Origin of the sequence: Comamonas sp. (assembly GCF_036643215.1) — a bacterium.
GTDB lineage: Bacteria > Pseudomonadota > Gammaproteobacteria > Burkholderiales > Burkholderiaceae_C > Comamonas.
This window is the reverse complement of sequence record NZ_JAVXSJ010000045.1, coordinates 1-15,111: the sequence shown is the minus strand read 5'-3', so window position 1 is coordinate 15,111 and position 15,111 is coordinate 1. Positions and strand designations below refer to the sequence as shown.

The following is a 15,111-nucleotide window of genomic DNA, read 5'->3' as shown; positions in this document are numbered from 1 at the left end:
ACAGGAAGGAGCCAATCGGCTTGTCCGGCTTGCCCAGACCCGAGCGCGCCATCTTGACGGCGGACGCCAGCACTTCCAGCGCCTTGTCCTGGCCAAAGACCACGCTCTTCAGGTCACGCTCCAGCGTCTGCAGCTTGCTGCGGTCGTCGTTGCTGACATTGGCAGGGGGAATGCGTGCAATCTTGGCCACAATGGCTTCGATCTCGGCCTTGCCAATCAAGGTCTTGCGCTTGTCCTCAGGGGCAATGCGCTGGGCGGCACCGGCTTCATCGATCACGTCAATCGCCTTATCGGGCAGGTGACGGTCGTTGATGTACTTGGCCGACAGCTCAGCCGCGGCCTGCAGGGCTTCCGCAGCGTATTGAATGCTGTGGTGCTCTTCAAAGCGTGACTTCAGGCCCTTCAAGATGTCCACGGTTTCAGCCACAGTCGGCTCGACCACATCCACCTTCTGGAAACGGCGCGACAGGGCCGCGTCTTTTTCGAAGATGCCACGGTATTCCGTGAATGTGGTCGCACCAATGCAGCGCAGCTGACCGCTGGACAGCGCAGGCTTAAGCAGATTGGACGCATCCAGCGTGCCGCCCGATGCCGCACCGGCACCGATCAGCGTGTGGATTTCGTCGATGAACAAAATCGCGTGCGGCTTGTCCTTGAGGGACTTGAGAACGCCCTTCAGGCGCTGCTCGAAGTCACCACGGTACTTGGTGCCGGCCAGCAGCGCGCCCATGTCCAGCGAATAGACCACGCCATCCTTGAGCACATCAGGCACCGTGCCTTCAGTAATGCGCCATGCCAGACCTTCGGCAATAGCGGTCTTACCCACGCCCGCTTCACCCACCAGCAGCGGGTTGTTCTTGCGACGGCGGCAGAGGATCTGAATCGTGCGCTCGACTTCGTATTCGCGCCCGATCAGCGGATCGATCTTGCCTTCCTTGGCGGCCACGTTCAGGTTGAGCGTGAACTGCTCCAGCGGCGAGGCTTTTTCACTGCGCTCGCTGCCGCCACCTTCTTCACTCTCCGAAGGCGCATCGGCCTTGGCGGGCTCTGGTGGCTCACCCTTCTTGATGCCATGGGCAATGAAGTTGACCACGTCCAGACGTGTCACGCCCTGCTGGTGCAGGTAGTACACGGCATGCGAATCTTTTTCACCAAAGATGGCCACGAGCACGTTGGCGCCCGTCACCTCTTTTTTGCCATTGCCTGTGGACTGCACATGCATGATGGCGCGCTGAATCACACGCTGGAATCCCAGCGTGGGCTGCGTATCCACCTCGTCGGTGCCATCCACCTGCGGCGTGTTGTCCTTGATGAAGTTGGACAGCGATGAACGCAGATCGTCGATATTGGCCGCGCATGCGCGCAGCACCTCGGCTGCACTGGGGTTGTCCAGCAAGGCGAGCAGCAGATGTTCCACGGTAATGAACTCGTGGCGCTGCTGACGGGCCTCGACAAACGCCATGTGCAAGCTGACTTCCAGTTCCTGAGCGATCATGTGCGACTCCTTTCGGCTTGCTTGGTTTGACTCACTGCTAACTAATCTGAGGGCGGTCTGCGCTTATTCAACAGGCTCGAATGTCGCTTGCAGCGGATGCCCGGCTTTGTGGGCCGCTTGAAGCACCTGCTCGACCTTGGTCGCAGCAACATCCTGGCTATAGACGCCGCAGATACCGCGACCGTCCAGATGAATTTTGAGCATGATTTGTGTGGCGGATTCGCGGTCTTTGTTGAAAAGCTCCTGCAGCACTGCAATCACAAACTCCATGGGCGTGAAGTCATCGTTGAGCATCACGACCTGATACATGCGCGGCGGCTGAAGCCGTTGACGACGGCGCTCCAGCACCAAAGCGTCACCACCGTCAGGCGTTCTGATCGCTGGCGAGACCGGGGGAATTGATGGGGGTTGGGTTGCCATGAAATCCATTCTAGCGAGCCGTTGCAATGTTTTTGCGCTGGCATATGCATAGCATTGTTAGGGATTTCAAGCGGGTCAAACGCAAATATAGGCAAACCAAGGGAAATCCATTGAAATCCCATGCCCAGCAAGCGCTGAACGCTATCAAAAAATCAAGCCACCGTTTGATGTGCATTCAAACGATGGCGGCAGGGTCTGCAGAGATTTTCTCGAAGTCGCGAAGACCTATGGCCGGCTGCCATTTCAGGCTTGGTGCGCAGTGCGGACGCAACTCCCGCACCAGCAACGCAACGACGAATGGCGGCTGTCCATGCACCGCCCCTCGGGGCTGCTGCGCGATCTTCGAGTAAGCCTCAACAGGCCTGTTTTTTACTTATAAATCACCTTCACCTGGCCTGCGCCTACCGAGCCATACCAGGCGGCCAGCGCTGCATCTGAAGGGTAGAAGCGGCTGCTCTCACCCAGCTCCAGCTCGCAACTGGCAGACCCGCGATCGTCCTTGCAGACCAGATCGAGTCGCACCTTCACGCCATGGGTGACATTGCCGCTTTCGGTCTCTTCTACCTTGGCCGGAAACTGGCGCAGCAGGCCCGGCACGTCGGGCATGTTTTCACCCACGCTGACCTGCAGATAGCGGGCGTAGCGGCAGCGGGCATCGGACAGCGCCCACATTTGCTGTACTTTCATACGCAGACCACCGCTAAAGCGATCGGGCTGCAGGCGGCCTGAGACGACGACAAATTCGTCTTCCTTGAGCACATCGGCACAGGCGGCCATGGTTTTTTCATCCACAGAGGCCTCAATCGCCATCGATTTATCGTCGATGGTGAAGATGCTGAGCTTGCCGCGCTGACCGTTGATGGTGCGCAGCCCGCTGATGATGCCGGCCATGGTCTGTGCCTCACGGCTGTCGCGCATCTCGGCAATGGGGGTACGCACAAAACGGCGCACTTCGGCCTCAACCTCATCGAACAGGTGGCCCGTCAGGTAAAAGCCGATGGCGGTTTTCTCCAGCGTCAGCTTTTCCTTCACGCCCCAGGGCAGCACATCGGCCATAGGCGGCTCTGCGGTGCTGGAGCCCACGGCGTCGTCGCCCATCATGTCAAACAGACCGCCTTGGTCCGCATTGGCAATCGATTTGGCGGCAAAGCCCATGGCCACATCGAGCGTAGCGATGAGCGATGCGCGGTTGAGGTCAATCGAATCAAAGGCACCGCCTTTAATCAGCGCCTCAACCGTGCGCTTGTTCAGGCGGCTGCGGTCCACGCGCAGGCAGAAGTCGAACAGGCTCTTGAAAGGGCCTTTTTCATGGCCGTTAGGCCCTGTGCCCACGCCGTTGCGCGCAGCCACTATCGCTTCGATAGCAGCTTGCCCAGTACCCTTAATGGCTCCCAACCCATAACGTATGACTTTGTCGGTCACCGGCTCAAAGCGGTGCACGCCACGGTTCACATCGGGCATCTCGAAGGTGATACCCATGCGCAGCGCATCTTCGTACAGCACCTTGAGCTTGTCGGTGTTGTCCATTTCCACGGTCATATTGCCGCAGTAGAACTCGGCCGTGTAATGCACCTTGAGCCAGCCCGTGTGATAGGCCAGCAGGGAGTAAGCAGCGGCGTGCGACTTGTTGAAGCCGTAGCCCGCGAACTTTTCCATCAAGTCAAAAACTTCGTCGGCCTTGGTCTCATTGAGCCCGTTCTTGGCCGCGCCTTCGCGGAACAAGGCGCGGTGCTTGGCCATTTCTTCGAGCTTTTTCTTGCCCATGGCACGACGCAGCAAGTCGGCGCCGCCCAGGCTGTAGCCACCCAGCACCTGGGCGGTCTGCATCACCTGCTCCTGGTAGACCATGATGCCGTAGGTCTCGGCCAGCACCTTCTCGACCATGGGGTGCGGGTACTCCACCACTTCCTGCCCGTGTTTGCGGGCAATAAAGCTGGGAATCAGATCCATGGGGCCGGGACGATACAGGGCGTTCAGCGCAATCAGGTCTTCCAGACGCGAAGGCTTGGCTTCCTTCAACATCTGCTGCATGCCGCGCGACTCAAACTGGAACACGGCTTCGGTCTTGCCGTCCGAGAACAGTTTGTAAGTCGGGTAGTCATCCAGCGGAATGTTCTCGAACTGGAAATTCTCCTGACCCTTGTGGCGCTTCATGATGAATTCGCGCGCAATTTCCAGAATGGTCAGCGTGGCCAGGCCCAAAAAGTCGAACTTGACCAGGCCGACCAGTTCCACGTCGTCCTTGTCATACATGGCCACGGCAGAAGTGCTGCCGGGCTGCTGATACAGCGGGCAGAAGTCAGCCAGACGGCCCGGCGCAATCACCACACCACCGGCGTGCATGCCGATGTTGCGGCACATGCCTTCGAGCTTTTGCGCCATCTCGATGACGGTCTTGACATCTTCTTCCCTCTCAATGCGCTCGGCCAGAATCGGCTCGGCCTCAATGGCATAGGTGTACTTGTCGCCTTCCTTTTTGGGGTTGGGCGGGTACTTCAGGGTGACATGCAAACCGGGCTTGTTGGGGATGAGCTTGGAGATGCCGTCGACGAACATGTAGCTCATGTCCATGACACGGCCCACGTCACGAATCGCCGCACGCGCAGCCATGGTGCCGAAAGTGGCAATCTGGCTGACCGCATTGCGACCGTACTTGTCCTTTACATAGTCGATGACCCGGTCGCGATTGCCCTGGCAAAAGTCGATGTCAAAGTCAGGCATGGAGACGCGTTCTGGGTTCAGAAAACGCTCAAACAGCAGGTTGTATTCCAGCGGATCAAGGTCGGTCACCTTAAGCACATAGGCCACCAGCGAGCCGGCACCCGATCCACGACCCGGGCCCACCGGGCAGCCATTGGCCTTGGCCCACTTGATAAAGTCCGACACGATCAGGAAGTAGCCGGGGAAGCCCATCTTCATGATGGTGCCCAGTTCAAACTCCAGCCGTTCTACGTAGCGCGGGCGCTCTGCATCGCGCTTGGCAGGATCGCGGTAGAGATGCGCCAGACGTTCTTCCAGCCCCTGATAAGACTCCTGGCGAAAGAACTCGTCCATGGTCATGCCTTCCGGCACGGGGAAGTTGGGCAGCTGCGGGTTGCCCAGCTCCAGCGTCAGGCTGCAGCGGCGAGCAATTTCCAGCGTGTTTTCAATCGCGCTGGGGATATCGGCAAACAGCTGCTCCATTTCCGCAGCGGTCTTGAAATACTGCTGGCGCGTGAACTTGCGCACGCGCTTGGCGTTGCCCAGAATTTCGCCTTCGGAAATACAGACCCGGGCCTCGTGCGACTCATAGTCGTCGGGCGTGGAAAACTGAATCGGGTGGGTGGCAACCACCGGCAAATTCAAACGACTGGCCAGCTTGACGGCCGCCAGCAAATGCGACTCGTCATCCGCACGGCCCGCACGCTGAATTTCCATGTAAAAACGATGGGGGAAGATGGTGGCCAGGCGCTGCGCAATCTCGCCTGCGCTTTTTTCATCACCACGGGTCAAGGCAATGCCCACGGGGCCGGCCTGTGCGCCCGCCAGCACAATGAGGCCTTCGCCCAGCTCCTCCAGCCATTCCCATTTGTGCTGAGCCTGATCACGCACCACATTGCGCGTCCAGCCACGGGCCAGCAGCTCGGCAAGGTTGTGATAGCCCTGCTTGCTTTGCACCAGCACGATGATGCGCGAGGCCGGCGAGTCGCCCAGCCCTTCCAGCACAATTTCGGCCCCCAGCACAGGCTTGACGCCCTTGGCGCGGCCTTCGCGATAAAACTTGATGCCGCCAAACAGGTTGTTGAAGTCGGTGATGGCCATCGCCACCTGCCCATCTTCGGCAGCGGCCTTGATCATGGCATTGATGCGGGTGGTTCCGTCAACCACGGAAAATTCGGTGTGCAGGCGCAGATGGACAAACATGGGCGCTATTGTAGAAAGAGCGCGTCATCCCTGCGGGCTCAATGCTTCTGTTTCCATGTTTGCATCGCTATGCATTGCCAGTCCAGCGTAAAGACGCCAGTAACTCACTGAGGCAGCACGGCTGCCCATTACAATGCTTCGATCCTTTTTCGGGAAGGTCCGGGTCTGGTGGTGTATGGTGTGGGGCTTTCGCCCAGCCAAAATATCTGCTGGGCCTACCTCCAACTACCGCTAATGATTGTCAGAAAACTGTCCACCATGCCGCGTATTTCACTGACTCTTGTCCCTGCCGTGTTAATCGCCGCCGCTTTGGCGGGATGCTCCAGCACCAAGGACGACCCGACGGCCAAGTGGACCCCCGAACGCATCTACACCGAAGCGCGTGAAGAGTCTTCCTCGGGTGCCTTTGACAAGGCCGTGCCCCTGTTTGAAAAGCTCGAAGGCCGCGCCGCAGGCACGCCTTTAGCTCAGCAGGCCCAGCTGGAAAAAGCCTACGCCCAGTACAAGGCTGGCGACAAAGTGCAGGCTCTGGCCACGCTGGACCGCTTTACCAAGCTGCACCCCGCTAGCCCCGCCATGGACTATGCCCTCTATCTGAAGGGTCTGGTCAACTTCAACGACAACCTGGGCATGTTCGGCTGGCTGACGCGCCAGGACCTGTCCGAGCGCGACCAGAAGGCCGCCAAGGATTCGTTTGAAGCCTTCCGCGAGCTGGTCACACGCTTTCCTGAGTCCAAGTACTCGGATGATGCCCGCCAGCGCATGCAGTACATCGTGAACTCGCTGGCCCAGTATGAAGTCCACGTGGCCAAGTACTACTATGGCCGCGGTGCTTATGTGGCCGCCATCGCCCGCGCCCAGACCGCCGTGCGCGACTACCAGAACGTGCCTGCCGTGCGCGAAGCCATGGTCATCCTCGTCAACTCCTATGACGCACTGGGCATGACCCAGCTGCGCGACGATGCCCAGCGCGTGCTGGAAAGCAGCTACGGCAGCGCAGCTTCCACACCCGTTGAGCAAAAAAAGGCTTCCTGGTGGAAGCTCTGGTAAGCGAACGCGCTGCACAGCCGTCAACTTAGTCGCCCAAGCTGGCCCAAAAAAGGATACCCATTGCGTATCCTTTTTTGTTTATGCGCAGGGTTCAAGGTGGATTCAGCGCTTGCCTTGGCCGCGTTCTGCAGCCAGTTGTTCCAGCGCTTCTTCAAACTCGGACTGACTTCCCAGCACCCGCATAGGTGGCAACGCCGCCATCAGCTGGCCGCCATAGCCCATGCTGACCAGCCGACCGTCGCAAATCACCAGCACCCCGCGATCAGACTCACTGCGAATCAAGCGCCCCGCACCTTGTTTGAGCGCAAGCGCAGCCTCGGGAATCATGTAGTCGTGAAAGGCTGCTCGCCCCACGCGTTCCAGCTGCCGCGAGCGCGCTTCAACCAGCGGGTCATCGGGCGGGGGGAATGGCAGCTTGTCGATCACCACCAGCTGCAGCACATCACCGGGCAGATCCACGCCTTCCCAGAACGTGGCTGATGCCACGAGAATCGCACCCCGCTGCGGAGGCGACTGGCTGGCACCTGCAGCCATAAAGCGCTGAATCAGTGCCAATTTGGGTGCTTCGCCCTGCACCAGCACATCCAGATCAGCAAACAGGCCCAGGGCAGAACGCAGCGATTCACTGATCGCATGCAAGGCCTTGAGAGTCGTGGTCAGCACCAGTGTGCGTCCGCCGATGCGCTGCGCCGCATCCAGAACCAGTTGTGCCACCTGCAGGCTGTGTTGGGCGCTACCCGCCGCCGCAAAAGGCTGGGGCACATAGACACCCGCCTGATGGTGATAGTCAAACGGGCTCTCCACTTGCAGCACCTTTGCGCCGTGCAGCCCGCAGGAGTCCGTAAACCAGCTCAGCCGCGCATCATTGCCCAGTGTGGCCGAGGTAAAAATCCATGCCTTGCGCCCGCTGGCATTGCGATCTTCGCTCTCATTATTGACATCCTTATCCAGCGTGCGCTGCTGCAGGCGCTGCTGCATGATGCGGGCAATCGACAGCGGTGACTCCAGCATGCGCAGGTGCTGCGTGCCCACTTCCAGCCAGCGCACACAATCATCGTCAGCAGACCCTGCAAACCGGGCAAGCCTTGCCAGCAATTCAACGCCGCGCTCATACAGGCGCTGCAGTTCGGCCGCCATGGCTTCCATCACTGCCAGAGGTTTGAGCAGCGCGCGCAGGCTTTGCCCCAGTCGTACCAGCGCCGCACGCCATTTCGCCCCATCCAGCCCCTGCGGCGTAATGCCCTGCCAGGGCAGGCGGCCGCCCACCGTGGGCTTGCCGGCCTGCAGGCGCAACTCGCGCATGGCCTGCTCCAGCGTTGCACACAGCACCAGCCAGTCCGCCATGCCGCGTGCATGCTCCTGCGTCACCCGCAGAGCATCGCGTGCATAGCCCACCAATTGCTGACTGGACAATGCCTCGCCCGCAAACTGCACGCCAATATCGTTGAGCTGATGGGCTTCATCGACAACGACCACGCCGGTGTTGGGCAGAAGATTCGCCATGCCGCTGTCGCGTACATCCAGGTCTGCAAACAGCAGGTGGTGATTGACGACCACCACATCAGCCTCCAGCGCCTGCTGGCGCGCCAGATTGACGTGACAGGCCTGCCAGTGCGGGCAGTCCGAGCCCAAGCAGTTATCTTTGGTGGACGTTACCAGCGGCACAGCTGGCGAGCGCTCATCCAGCGCTGTCATCTCCGCCAAGTCACCCGTACGGGTGATTCTGGCCCAGCGCTCCACATCGGCCACGGTGCGCAACACCTGAGGGTCTTGCGGTGCCGTACGGCCCTGGCGCACTCGCTCAAGCCGTTCAATGCACAGATAAGACGCTCTCCCCTTGAGCCGCGCCATGCGCAGCGGCAGGCCAAGGCCATGCACCAACCTTGGCAAGTCACGCGCAAACAACTGATCCTGCAATGCCTTGGTAGCGGTAGACACCAGCACGCGCTGGCCGCTGAGCAATGCGGGCACCAGATAAGCATAGGTCTTGCCAACGCCCGTGCCCGCCTCGACCACCAGCACATCACCCTCTTCAATGGCCTGCGCCACAGCCAGCGCCATGCGGGTCTGGCCCGAGCGCGGCAAAAAAGCGGGTTCAGCCAGGGACAGTGCCCCGTCCGCAGAAAACACTTGTGCGACCGCATCCAGCAACTGAGTCAAAACCGTTTTACCTTCATACAAGCAAAGTCAGTGCAACCTCACATAAGATTGCAAATATCCATTTAAAACAGGCTTCCGGCCGATAAAATGTAACGCAACGTAAAGCAGCGCCATTCCAGCCCTTTAAACTTACTCATGTCATCCAGCTATCGCATCCAGGCCGCAACTGGCATACATCGTGGCGATCGGGAATATCAGCAAGACCAAGTTCTGCTGATGACTCACCCCTATGCCCGAGGCTGCATTCTTGGCATCGTGGCAGACGGCATGGGCGGGCGCAGCGGCGGGCGCAAGGCATCCGATCAGGTGATGCTCACGGCGCGCCAGTTGTTTGAGCGTTTTGAACCGGCCAAGGAAGACTGCACGCGCATGTTGCGCACCATTGTGCAGGATGCGCACACCGTCATTCGCCTCACTGCCATCGCTTCAGAGCAAGAGCCCCACAGCACCGTCGCCGCCTTTGTGGTGCTGCCCGATGGTGTCTGTCACTTCATGCATTCTGGCGATTCGCGGCTCTATCACTTCCGGGGCAATCGTCTCGTGCACCGCTCGCTTGACCATTCCTATGTGCAGGCGCTGGTCGACCGTGGCGACATCACCGAGGACGAAGCCAACAACCACCCGCAGTCGAACATTTTGCTGGGCTGTCTCGGCGCGGAAAGCCCGCCGCCCATGGTTCACCATCTCATCGAAAAAATGCAGCCCGGCGATACGCTGATGGCCTGCTCCGACGGCGTCTGGCACTACTTCACCACGCAAGAGCTTGCCACCGTAGTAGATGGACTCTCGCCCCGTGAGGCTTCGGAGTTTCTGATTGAAAAAGCCCGCCAGCGCGCAGCGGGCGGTGGCGACAACCTGTCGCTGGCAATCTTGAAGCTGGCTGAACCTGAAAACGCCAACTAATCAGCCCTTCAAAATCAGATAAAAAAGCCTCCAGCGCTTTAAATACAAGCGCTTTCAGCAATGCTTTCAATAGCAAGTTCTATAACTGAGGGAAAATCTCTGTCTCTTAAGGCCTGAGATTTTCAAGGCATTTAAGGCGCAGGTGCAGGCAGCGGCGCAGAGGTTTTGCCGCGTTCCTGAGCCTGCTTCAACGCATGGGTCTTATGGTCAGCCGCTTCTTTCAGCTTGGCCTCACGGGCCGCTCTGGCCTTGGCTTCGCGCTCTGTCCTGCCCTGATCGGCGTTAGCACGGCTTTGCTCATGGCGGCGCTGGTAATCAGCCTGTTTGCTGGCACGCTGCTGGGCTTCGCTCTGCCGCTGAGCCTGCACCGCCTGCTCATCCACAGGCGGCTTGGCACCCACGCCCGTCGGCGATGGTGGATTCTTGTCCACACCATCGCGTTTTTGCGATTTCATGGGCGCAGCTGCATTTTTGGCTTTTTTATCTTCAATGTCCTTGAGCTTGGTCGCCGCTCTGTCCTTGCGCTCAATATCGTTGAGCTCTAGCTCGCGTGCGCGCAGCGGGACATCCTTCTGTCGGGCTTTCTCGCGCGCATCGGCCAGGCAGCCTTCGACGGAGAACTTCTGGTAGCACAGCTTGTCCTCAGCCACACGCTGCTGCTCGATCAGAGCGCGCTGGCGCACAATTTCTGCGCGCTCTGCTTCGTGCTCTTTCAACAACTGCTCGCGCTGCTGCTGCGCCACAGCTTTTTGCGTCTGCTGTCCCTCGCCCGACACCTGTGCGCTGGCCGGCGCGCAAAGCATCCAGACCGCTGCAATGGGGGCAAGTGCCAGAGCAGTAAAGCGGCAACTGGTCAGCTGGGCAAAAGGATTAGGCATCTTCATCAACTTGAGGCTTTAGTACAGACAGGTATACAGGCATCTTAAAACGCCTGGCAGCAGCGCTTGACTATCAGGTCAAGCTGGTGTCGACCACGCGGCGCTCCAGCGCCAGATATTCCTTGGAGCGCATCTCGTTCAAACGCGAGACGGTGCGCGGGAATTCATGGGACAACGGACCCTCAGTATAGATTTGCTCTGGCGGCACCGCAGCCGACATGATGAGCTTGACGTGGCGGTCATACAGCACATCCACCAGCAGCGTAAAACGCCGCGCGGCCGATGCCATGTTGACATGCAGCTCAGGCACATCAGACAACAAGACGGTGTGAAACTGCGTGGCAATTTCAAGGTAGTCGTTTTGCGAGCGCGGACCGCCGCACAGCTCGCGAAAATCAAACCAGACCACGCCACCCGCACGGCGCTTGGCCGCAATTTTTCGGGTCTCGATCTGCATCACGGGCTCTTCGTCATGGGCTTCGGCCAGACGATTAAAGGTCTCCTGCATCGCTGCTTCAGCCTCGGCGCCCAGCGGGCAGTGGTAGAGCTTGGCGTCTTCCAGCGTGCGGCGGCGGTAGTCAGTGCCGTTGTCCACATTCACCACTTCCATGCGCTCCTTGAGCAAGGCAATCGCAGGCAGGATGCGGTCCCGGTGCAGGCCGCCAGGGTAGAGCCCGTCCGGCTCGAAATTGGAGGTCGTCACAAAGCCCACGCCATTGGCAAACAGCGATTCCAACAGCTTGTAGAGAATCATGGCGTCCGTGATGTCGGCGACGTGAAACTCGTCAAAGCAGATCAGCTTGTACTTCTTGGAGATCTTGGCACCCAGCGCGCTCAGCGGGTTCTGCGTGCCCTGCATCAGGTGCATCTCGCGGTGCACCTCACGCATGAATTCGTGAAAGTGCAGACGCACCTTGCGCTTGATGGGCACGGCGTTGAAAAAGCATTCCATCAGAAAGCTCTTGCCACGCCCTACCCCGCCGTACATGTAAACGCCCTTGGGCAGGTCGGGGTGATTGATCAGTTTTTTGAGAGCATTGGAGCGCTTGCCTTTGTAGGCCGTCCATTCATCAGCGCAGCGCTGCAACGCCTCAACAGCATGCAGTTGTGCAGGATCGCTTTTGAATCCCTTGGCGGCCAGTTCTGCCTCGTAGGCCTGTTTTACATTCACCGTCGTCTCCAGATGCTCAAAAAATAATAGCTGCTACCGCTTATGTATTAAGCGCTAGCAGCCATTTGGGTCCAAATTCTAAAAGAAACTCAGCTTGCGCGCGGGTACTTCACAGCCATGTCAAAAACCTGCGCGCAAGACTGATAAAACTTTAGAAATTCAGTGTGCGCTTGTCCACAGCCAGAGCGGCTTCCTTGGTGGATTCGGACAGCGATGGGTGGGCGTGGCAGATACGGGCGATGTCTTCGCTCGATGCCTTGAACTCCATGGCTACCACGGCTTCAGAGATCAGCTCGGACACCATGGGGCCAACCATGTGCACGCCCAGGATTTCGTCGGTCTCGGCATCGGCCAGGAACTTGACCATGCCGGTCGTGTCGCCCAGCGCGCGCGCGCGGCCGTTGGCCAGGAAGGGGAAAGTGCCGGCCTTGTACTTGACGCCGTCGGCCTTCAGCTGCTGCTCGGTGCGACCCACCCATGCCACTTCGGGGCTGGTGTAGATCACGGAAGGCAGAGTGGCGAAGTTCACGTGGCCATGCTGGCCAGCGATGCGTTCGGCCACGGCCACAGCTTCTTCTTCAGCCTTGTGCGCCAGCATGGGGCCACGCACCACGTCACCCACAGCCCACACGCCGGGCAGGTTGGTCTTGCACAGGTCGTCCACCACAATGGCGCCGCGCTCGTCCAAAGCCAGGCCCACGGCTTCGGCGTTCAGGCCGATGGTGTTGGCAGTACGGCCAATCGACACGATCAGCTTGTCCACGTCCAGCGACTGGGCTTCGCCCTTGGCGTTGGTGTAGGCAACAGACACGCCCTTCTTGCCAGCCTTGACTTCACCGATCTTCACGCCCAGCTCGATCTTCAGACCTTGCTTGTCGAAAGCCTTCTTGGCTTCCTTGGCGATTTGCTCGTCCACCACGGGCAGGAACTTGTCCATGCCTTCCAGCACGGTCACTTCCGTACCCAGACGACGCCAGACCGAACCCATTTCCAGACCGATCACGCCAGCGCCGATCAGGCCCAGCTTCTTAGGCATTTTTTCCAGGCTCAGAGCGCCGTCGTTAGACAGGATCTGCTCTTCGTCGAACGGCACTCCGGGCAGTGCACGGGCGTTGGAGCCAGTGGCCACAACGATTTGCTTGCCGGTGATGACTTCTTCTTCCTTGCCAGTCACCTTGATTTCATAGCCGCCTTCAGCAGCTTTGACGAAGGAGCCACGGCCGTGGAAGAAGGTGACCTTGTTCTTCTTGAACAGGTACAGAATGCCGTCGTTGTTCTGCTTCACGATCGCTTCCTTGCGGGCGATCATCTTGGCCACATCCATCTCAACCTTGCCGGTGGAGATGCCGTGGTCAGCAAAGTGCAGCTTGGCATGTTCGAAATGCTCGGAAGACTGCAGCAGTGCCTTGGAGGGGATGCAACCCACGTTGGTGCAAGTACCGCCGGGAGCAGCGCCGCCGGCAGCATTCTTCCACTCGTCGATACAGGCGACGTTGAAACCCAGTTGTGCTGCACGGATTGCAGCGATGTAGCCGCCGGGGCCTGCGCCGATCACGACGACGTCAAATTGCTTGCTCATGATTTAAATCTTTACTCTGTTTGGCTGCAAAAAAGCCCACCGCTTTTGGTGGTGGGCCTTATCGAATCTCGACCTGCGGGGAATTACAGATCAAACAGCAGACGGGATGGGTCTTCCAGCGCGTCCTTCATGGCCACCAGGCTCAGAACGGCTTCGCGGCCGTCGATGATGCGGTGGTCATAGGACATGGCCAGGTAGTTCATGGGGCGAATCACGATCTGACCGTTTTCGACCACAGCGCGGTCCTTGGTGGCGTGCACACCCAGAATGGCGGACTGAGGGGGGTTGATGATGGGGGTGGACATCATCGAGCCGAAGGTACCGCCATTGGAGATGGAGAAGGTACCGCCAGTCATTTCTTCAATGCCCAGCTTGCCTTCCTTGGCCTTTTGACCGAACTCGGCAATCTTCTTTTCGATGTCAGCGAAGCTCATCTGGTCTGCATTGCGCAGGATGGGCACCACCAGACCGCGAGGCGAGCTCACGGCGATACCGATGTCGAAGTAACCGTGGTAGACGATGTCGTTGCCGTCGATCGAAGCGTTCACCGCGGGGAACTTCTTCAGGGCGTGCACAGCAGCCTTGACGAAGAAGGACATGAAGCCCAGCTTCACGCCATGTTCCTTGGTGAACTGGTCCTGGAACTTCTTGCGCATGTCCATCACGGGAGCCATGTTCACTTCATTGAACGTGGTCAGGATGGCGTTGGTGGCTTGCGATTGCAGCAGACGCTCGGCAATACGGGCACGCAGACGTGTCATGGGCACGCGCTGCTCTGGGCGCTCGCCCAGAATTGCGGGAGCGGCAGGCGAAGCCACCTGAGCCAGTGCAGCCTTGGGTGCGCCGGTTGGGATGGCAGCGCCAGCCTTGATGGCGTTCAGTGCATCACCCTTGGTCACGCGGCCGTCCTTGCCCGAACCAGCCACATTGGCTGCGGACAGGTTGTTGTCGGCCAGGATCTTGGCAGCAGCAGGCATGGCCACACCGCTCTTGTCCGCACCAGCAGGTGCAGCCACGGGAGCAGCAGCAGGAGCCGAAGCAGCCGGAGCTGCAGCAACGGCACCCGCCACAGCTGTGGAGTCGATCTTGGCGATCAGTTGCTCAGCCACCACGGTTGCACCGTCGCCTTGCAGGATTTCAGTGATCACGCCAGCCGAAGGAGCAGGCACTTCGAGCACGACCTTGTCGGTTTCGATTTCGATGAGGATTTCGTCCACGGCCACAGCCTCGCCAACCTTTTTCTTCCAGGTCAGCATGGTTGCTTCAGCGATGGATTCGGACAACTGGGGGACTTTGACTTCAACGATAGCCATTTTATTTCTTTCCAAAAGTGTTTTGTCTGATACGAACAAACGTAGAGAAGCGGTTTGACTGCCTTATTTGGTCAGAACAAAACCCTTGAGTTTGGCGAATGCGCCTTCCACCAGTGCCTTTTGTTGCTCTTGGTGCAGATGCGAGTAGCCCACAGCAGGCGATGCGGACGCAGCGCGACCGGAATAGCCCAGCTTCTGGCCTTCACGCATGTTTTCGTGAATATTGTGCTGAATGAAGA

11 protein-coding genes are annotated in these 15,111 nt (G+C 59.1%); 2 read left to right on the top strand and 9 right to left on the bottom strand.

The features are described 5' to 3' along the window. From RSF91_RS18430 to dnaE, 3 genes are all read right to left on the bottom strand, one after another. Nucleotides 1-1,495 (bottom strand): Clp protease N-terminal domain-containing protein (locus tag RSF91_RS18430; protein WP_332569779.1); only part of this gene is annotated, 1,495 nt, incomplete at its 3' end. A 63-nt stretch (nucleotides 1,496-1,558) separates the two neighbouring features. Next, entirely contained in the window at nucleotides 1,559-1,924 is a 366-nt protein-coding gene (gene clpS / locus RSF91_RS18425) for an ATP-dependent Clp protease adapter ClpS (RefSeq protein WP_099737102.1), read from the bottom strand. Nucleotides 1,925-2,284: 360 nt separating this feature from the next. Beyond that, nucleotides 2,285-5,818, bottom strand: a complete 3,534-nt coding sequence (dnaE, locus tag RSF91_RS18420; RefSeq protein ID WP_332569778.1) for a DNA polymerase III subunit alpha — start codon at nucleotides 5,816-5,818, stop codon at nucleotides 2,285-2,287. 258 nt (nucleotides 5,819-6,076) lie between these two features. Between dnaE and RSF91_RS18415 the strand changes: the two genes are divergently transcribed. Further along, complete coding sequence (locus RSF91_RS18415; protein WP_332569777.1) at nucleotides 6,077-6,868, top strand: outer membrane protein assembly factor BamD; 792 nt, start codon at nucleotides 6,077-6,079, stop codon at nucleotides 6,866-6,868. Between the two features lie 102 nt (nucleotides 6,869-6,970). On the opposite strand, the gene RSF91_RS18410 is transcribed toward RSF91_RS18415, so the two are convergent. Then, nucleotides 6,971-9,028 (bottom strand): ATP-dependent DNA helicase, encoded by a 2,058-nt coding sequence (locus RSF91_RS18410; protein ID WP_332569776.1) that lies wholly within the window; start codon nucleotides 9,026-9,028, stop codon nucleotides 6,971-6,973. A gap of 135 nt (nucleotides 9,029-9,163) precedes the next feature. Between RSF91_RS18410 and RSF91_RS18405 the strand changes: the two genes are divergently transcribed. Continuing rightward, a complete protein-coding gene (locus RSF91_RS18405) occupies nucleotides 9,164-9,931 on the top strand; it encodes a PP2C family protein-serine/threonine phosphatase (protein WP_332569775.1) in 768 nt (255 codons plus the stop codon). A 131-nt stretch (nucleotides 9,932-10,062) separates the two neighbouring features. On the opposite strand, the gene RSF91_RS18400 is transcribed toward RSF91_RS18405, so the two are convergent. The 5 genes from RSF91_RS18400 to RSF91_RS18380 form a co-directional block, all read right to left on the bottom strand. Next, complete coding sequence (locus tag RSF91_RS18400) at nucleotides 10,063-10,809, bottom strand: hypothetical protein (RefSeq protein ID WP_332569774.1); 747 nt, start codon at nucleotides 10,807-10,809, stop codon at nucleotides 10,063-10,065. Between the two features lie 73 nt (nucleotides 10,810-10,882). Continuing rightward, complete coding sequence (gene zapE / locus RSF91_RS18395; protein WP_332569773.1) at nucleotides 10,883-11,980, bottom strand: cell division protein ZapE; 1,098 nt, start codon at nucleotides 11,978-11,980, stop codon at nucleotides 10,883-10,885. Nucleotides 11,981-12,131: 151 nt separating this feature from the next. Continuing rightward, entirely contained in the window at nucleotides 12,132-13,559 is a 1,428-nt protein-coding gene (lpdA, locus tag RSF91_RS18390; protein WP_332569772.1) for a dihydrolipoyl dehydrogenase, read from the bottom strand. Between the two features lie 83 nt (nucleotides 13,560-13,642). After that, entirely contained in the window at nucleotides 13,643-14,872 is a 1,230-nt protein-coding gene (gene odhB, locus RSF91_RS18385; protein ID WP_332569771.1) for a 2-oxoglutarate dehydrogenase complex dihydrolipoyllysine-residue succinyltransferase, read from the bottom strand. A gap of 63 nt (nucleotides 14,873-14,935) precedes the next feature. Next, nucleotides 14,936-15,111: hypothetical protein (locus tag RSF91_RS18380; RefSeq protein ID WP_332569780.1), on the bottom strand; the 176-nt coding region annotated here is incomplete at its 5' end.

What these genes read in the sequence shown, in the direction of transcription:
- RSF91_RS18415 (WP_332569777.1), top strand. Translation starts at nt 6,077, where the DNA reads ATGCCGCGTATTTCACTGACTCTTGTCCCTGCCGTGTTAATCGCCGCC.
- lpdA (WP_332569772.1), bottom strand. Translation starts at nt 13,559, where the DNA reads ATGAGCAAGCAATTTGACGTCGTCGTGATCGGCGCAGGCCCCGGCGGC.
- RSF91_RS18400 (WP_332569774.1), bottom strand. Translation starts at nt 10,809, where the DNA reads ATGCCTAATCCTTTTGCCCAGCTGACCAGTTGCCGCTTTACTGCTCTG.
- odhB (WP_332569771.1), bottom strand. Translation starts at nt 14,872, where the DNA reads ATGGCTATCGTTGAAGTCAAAGTCCCCCAGTTGTCCGAATCCATCGCT.
- RSF91_RS18405 (WP_332569775.1), top strand. Translation starts at nt 9,164, where the DNA reads ATGTCATCCAGCTATCGCATCCAGGCCGCAACTGGCATACATCGTGGC.
- clpS (WP_099737102.1), bottom strand. Translation starts at nt 1,924, where the DNA reads ATGGATTTCATGGCAACCCAACCCCCATCAATTCCCCCGGTCTCGCCA.
- dnaE (WP_332569778.1), bottom strand. Translation starts at nt 5,818, where the DNA reads ATGTTTGTCCATCTGCGCCTGCACACCGAATTTTCCGTGGTTGACGGA.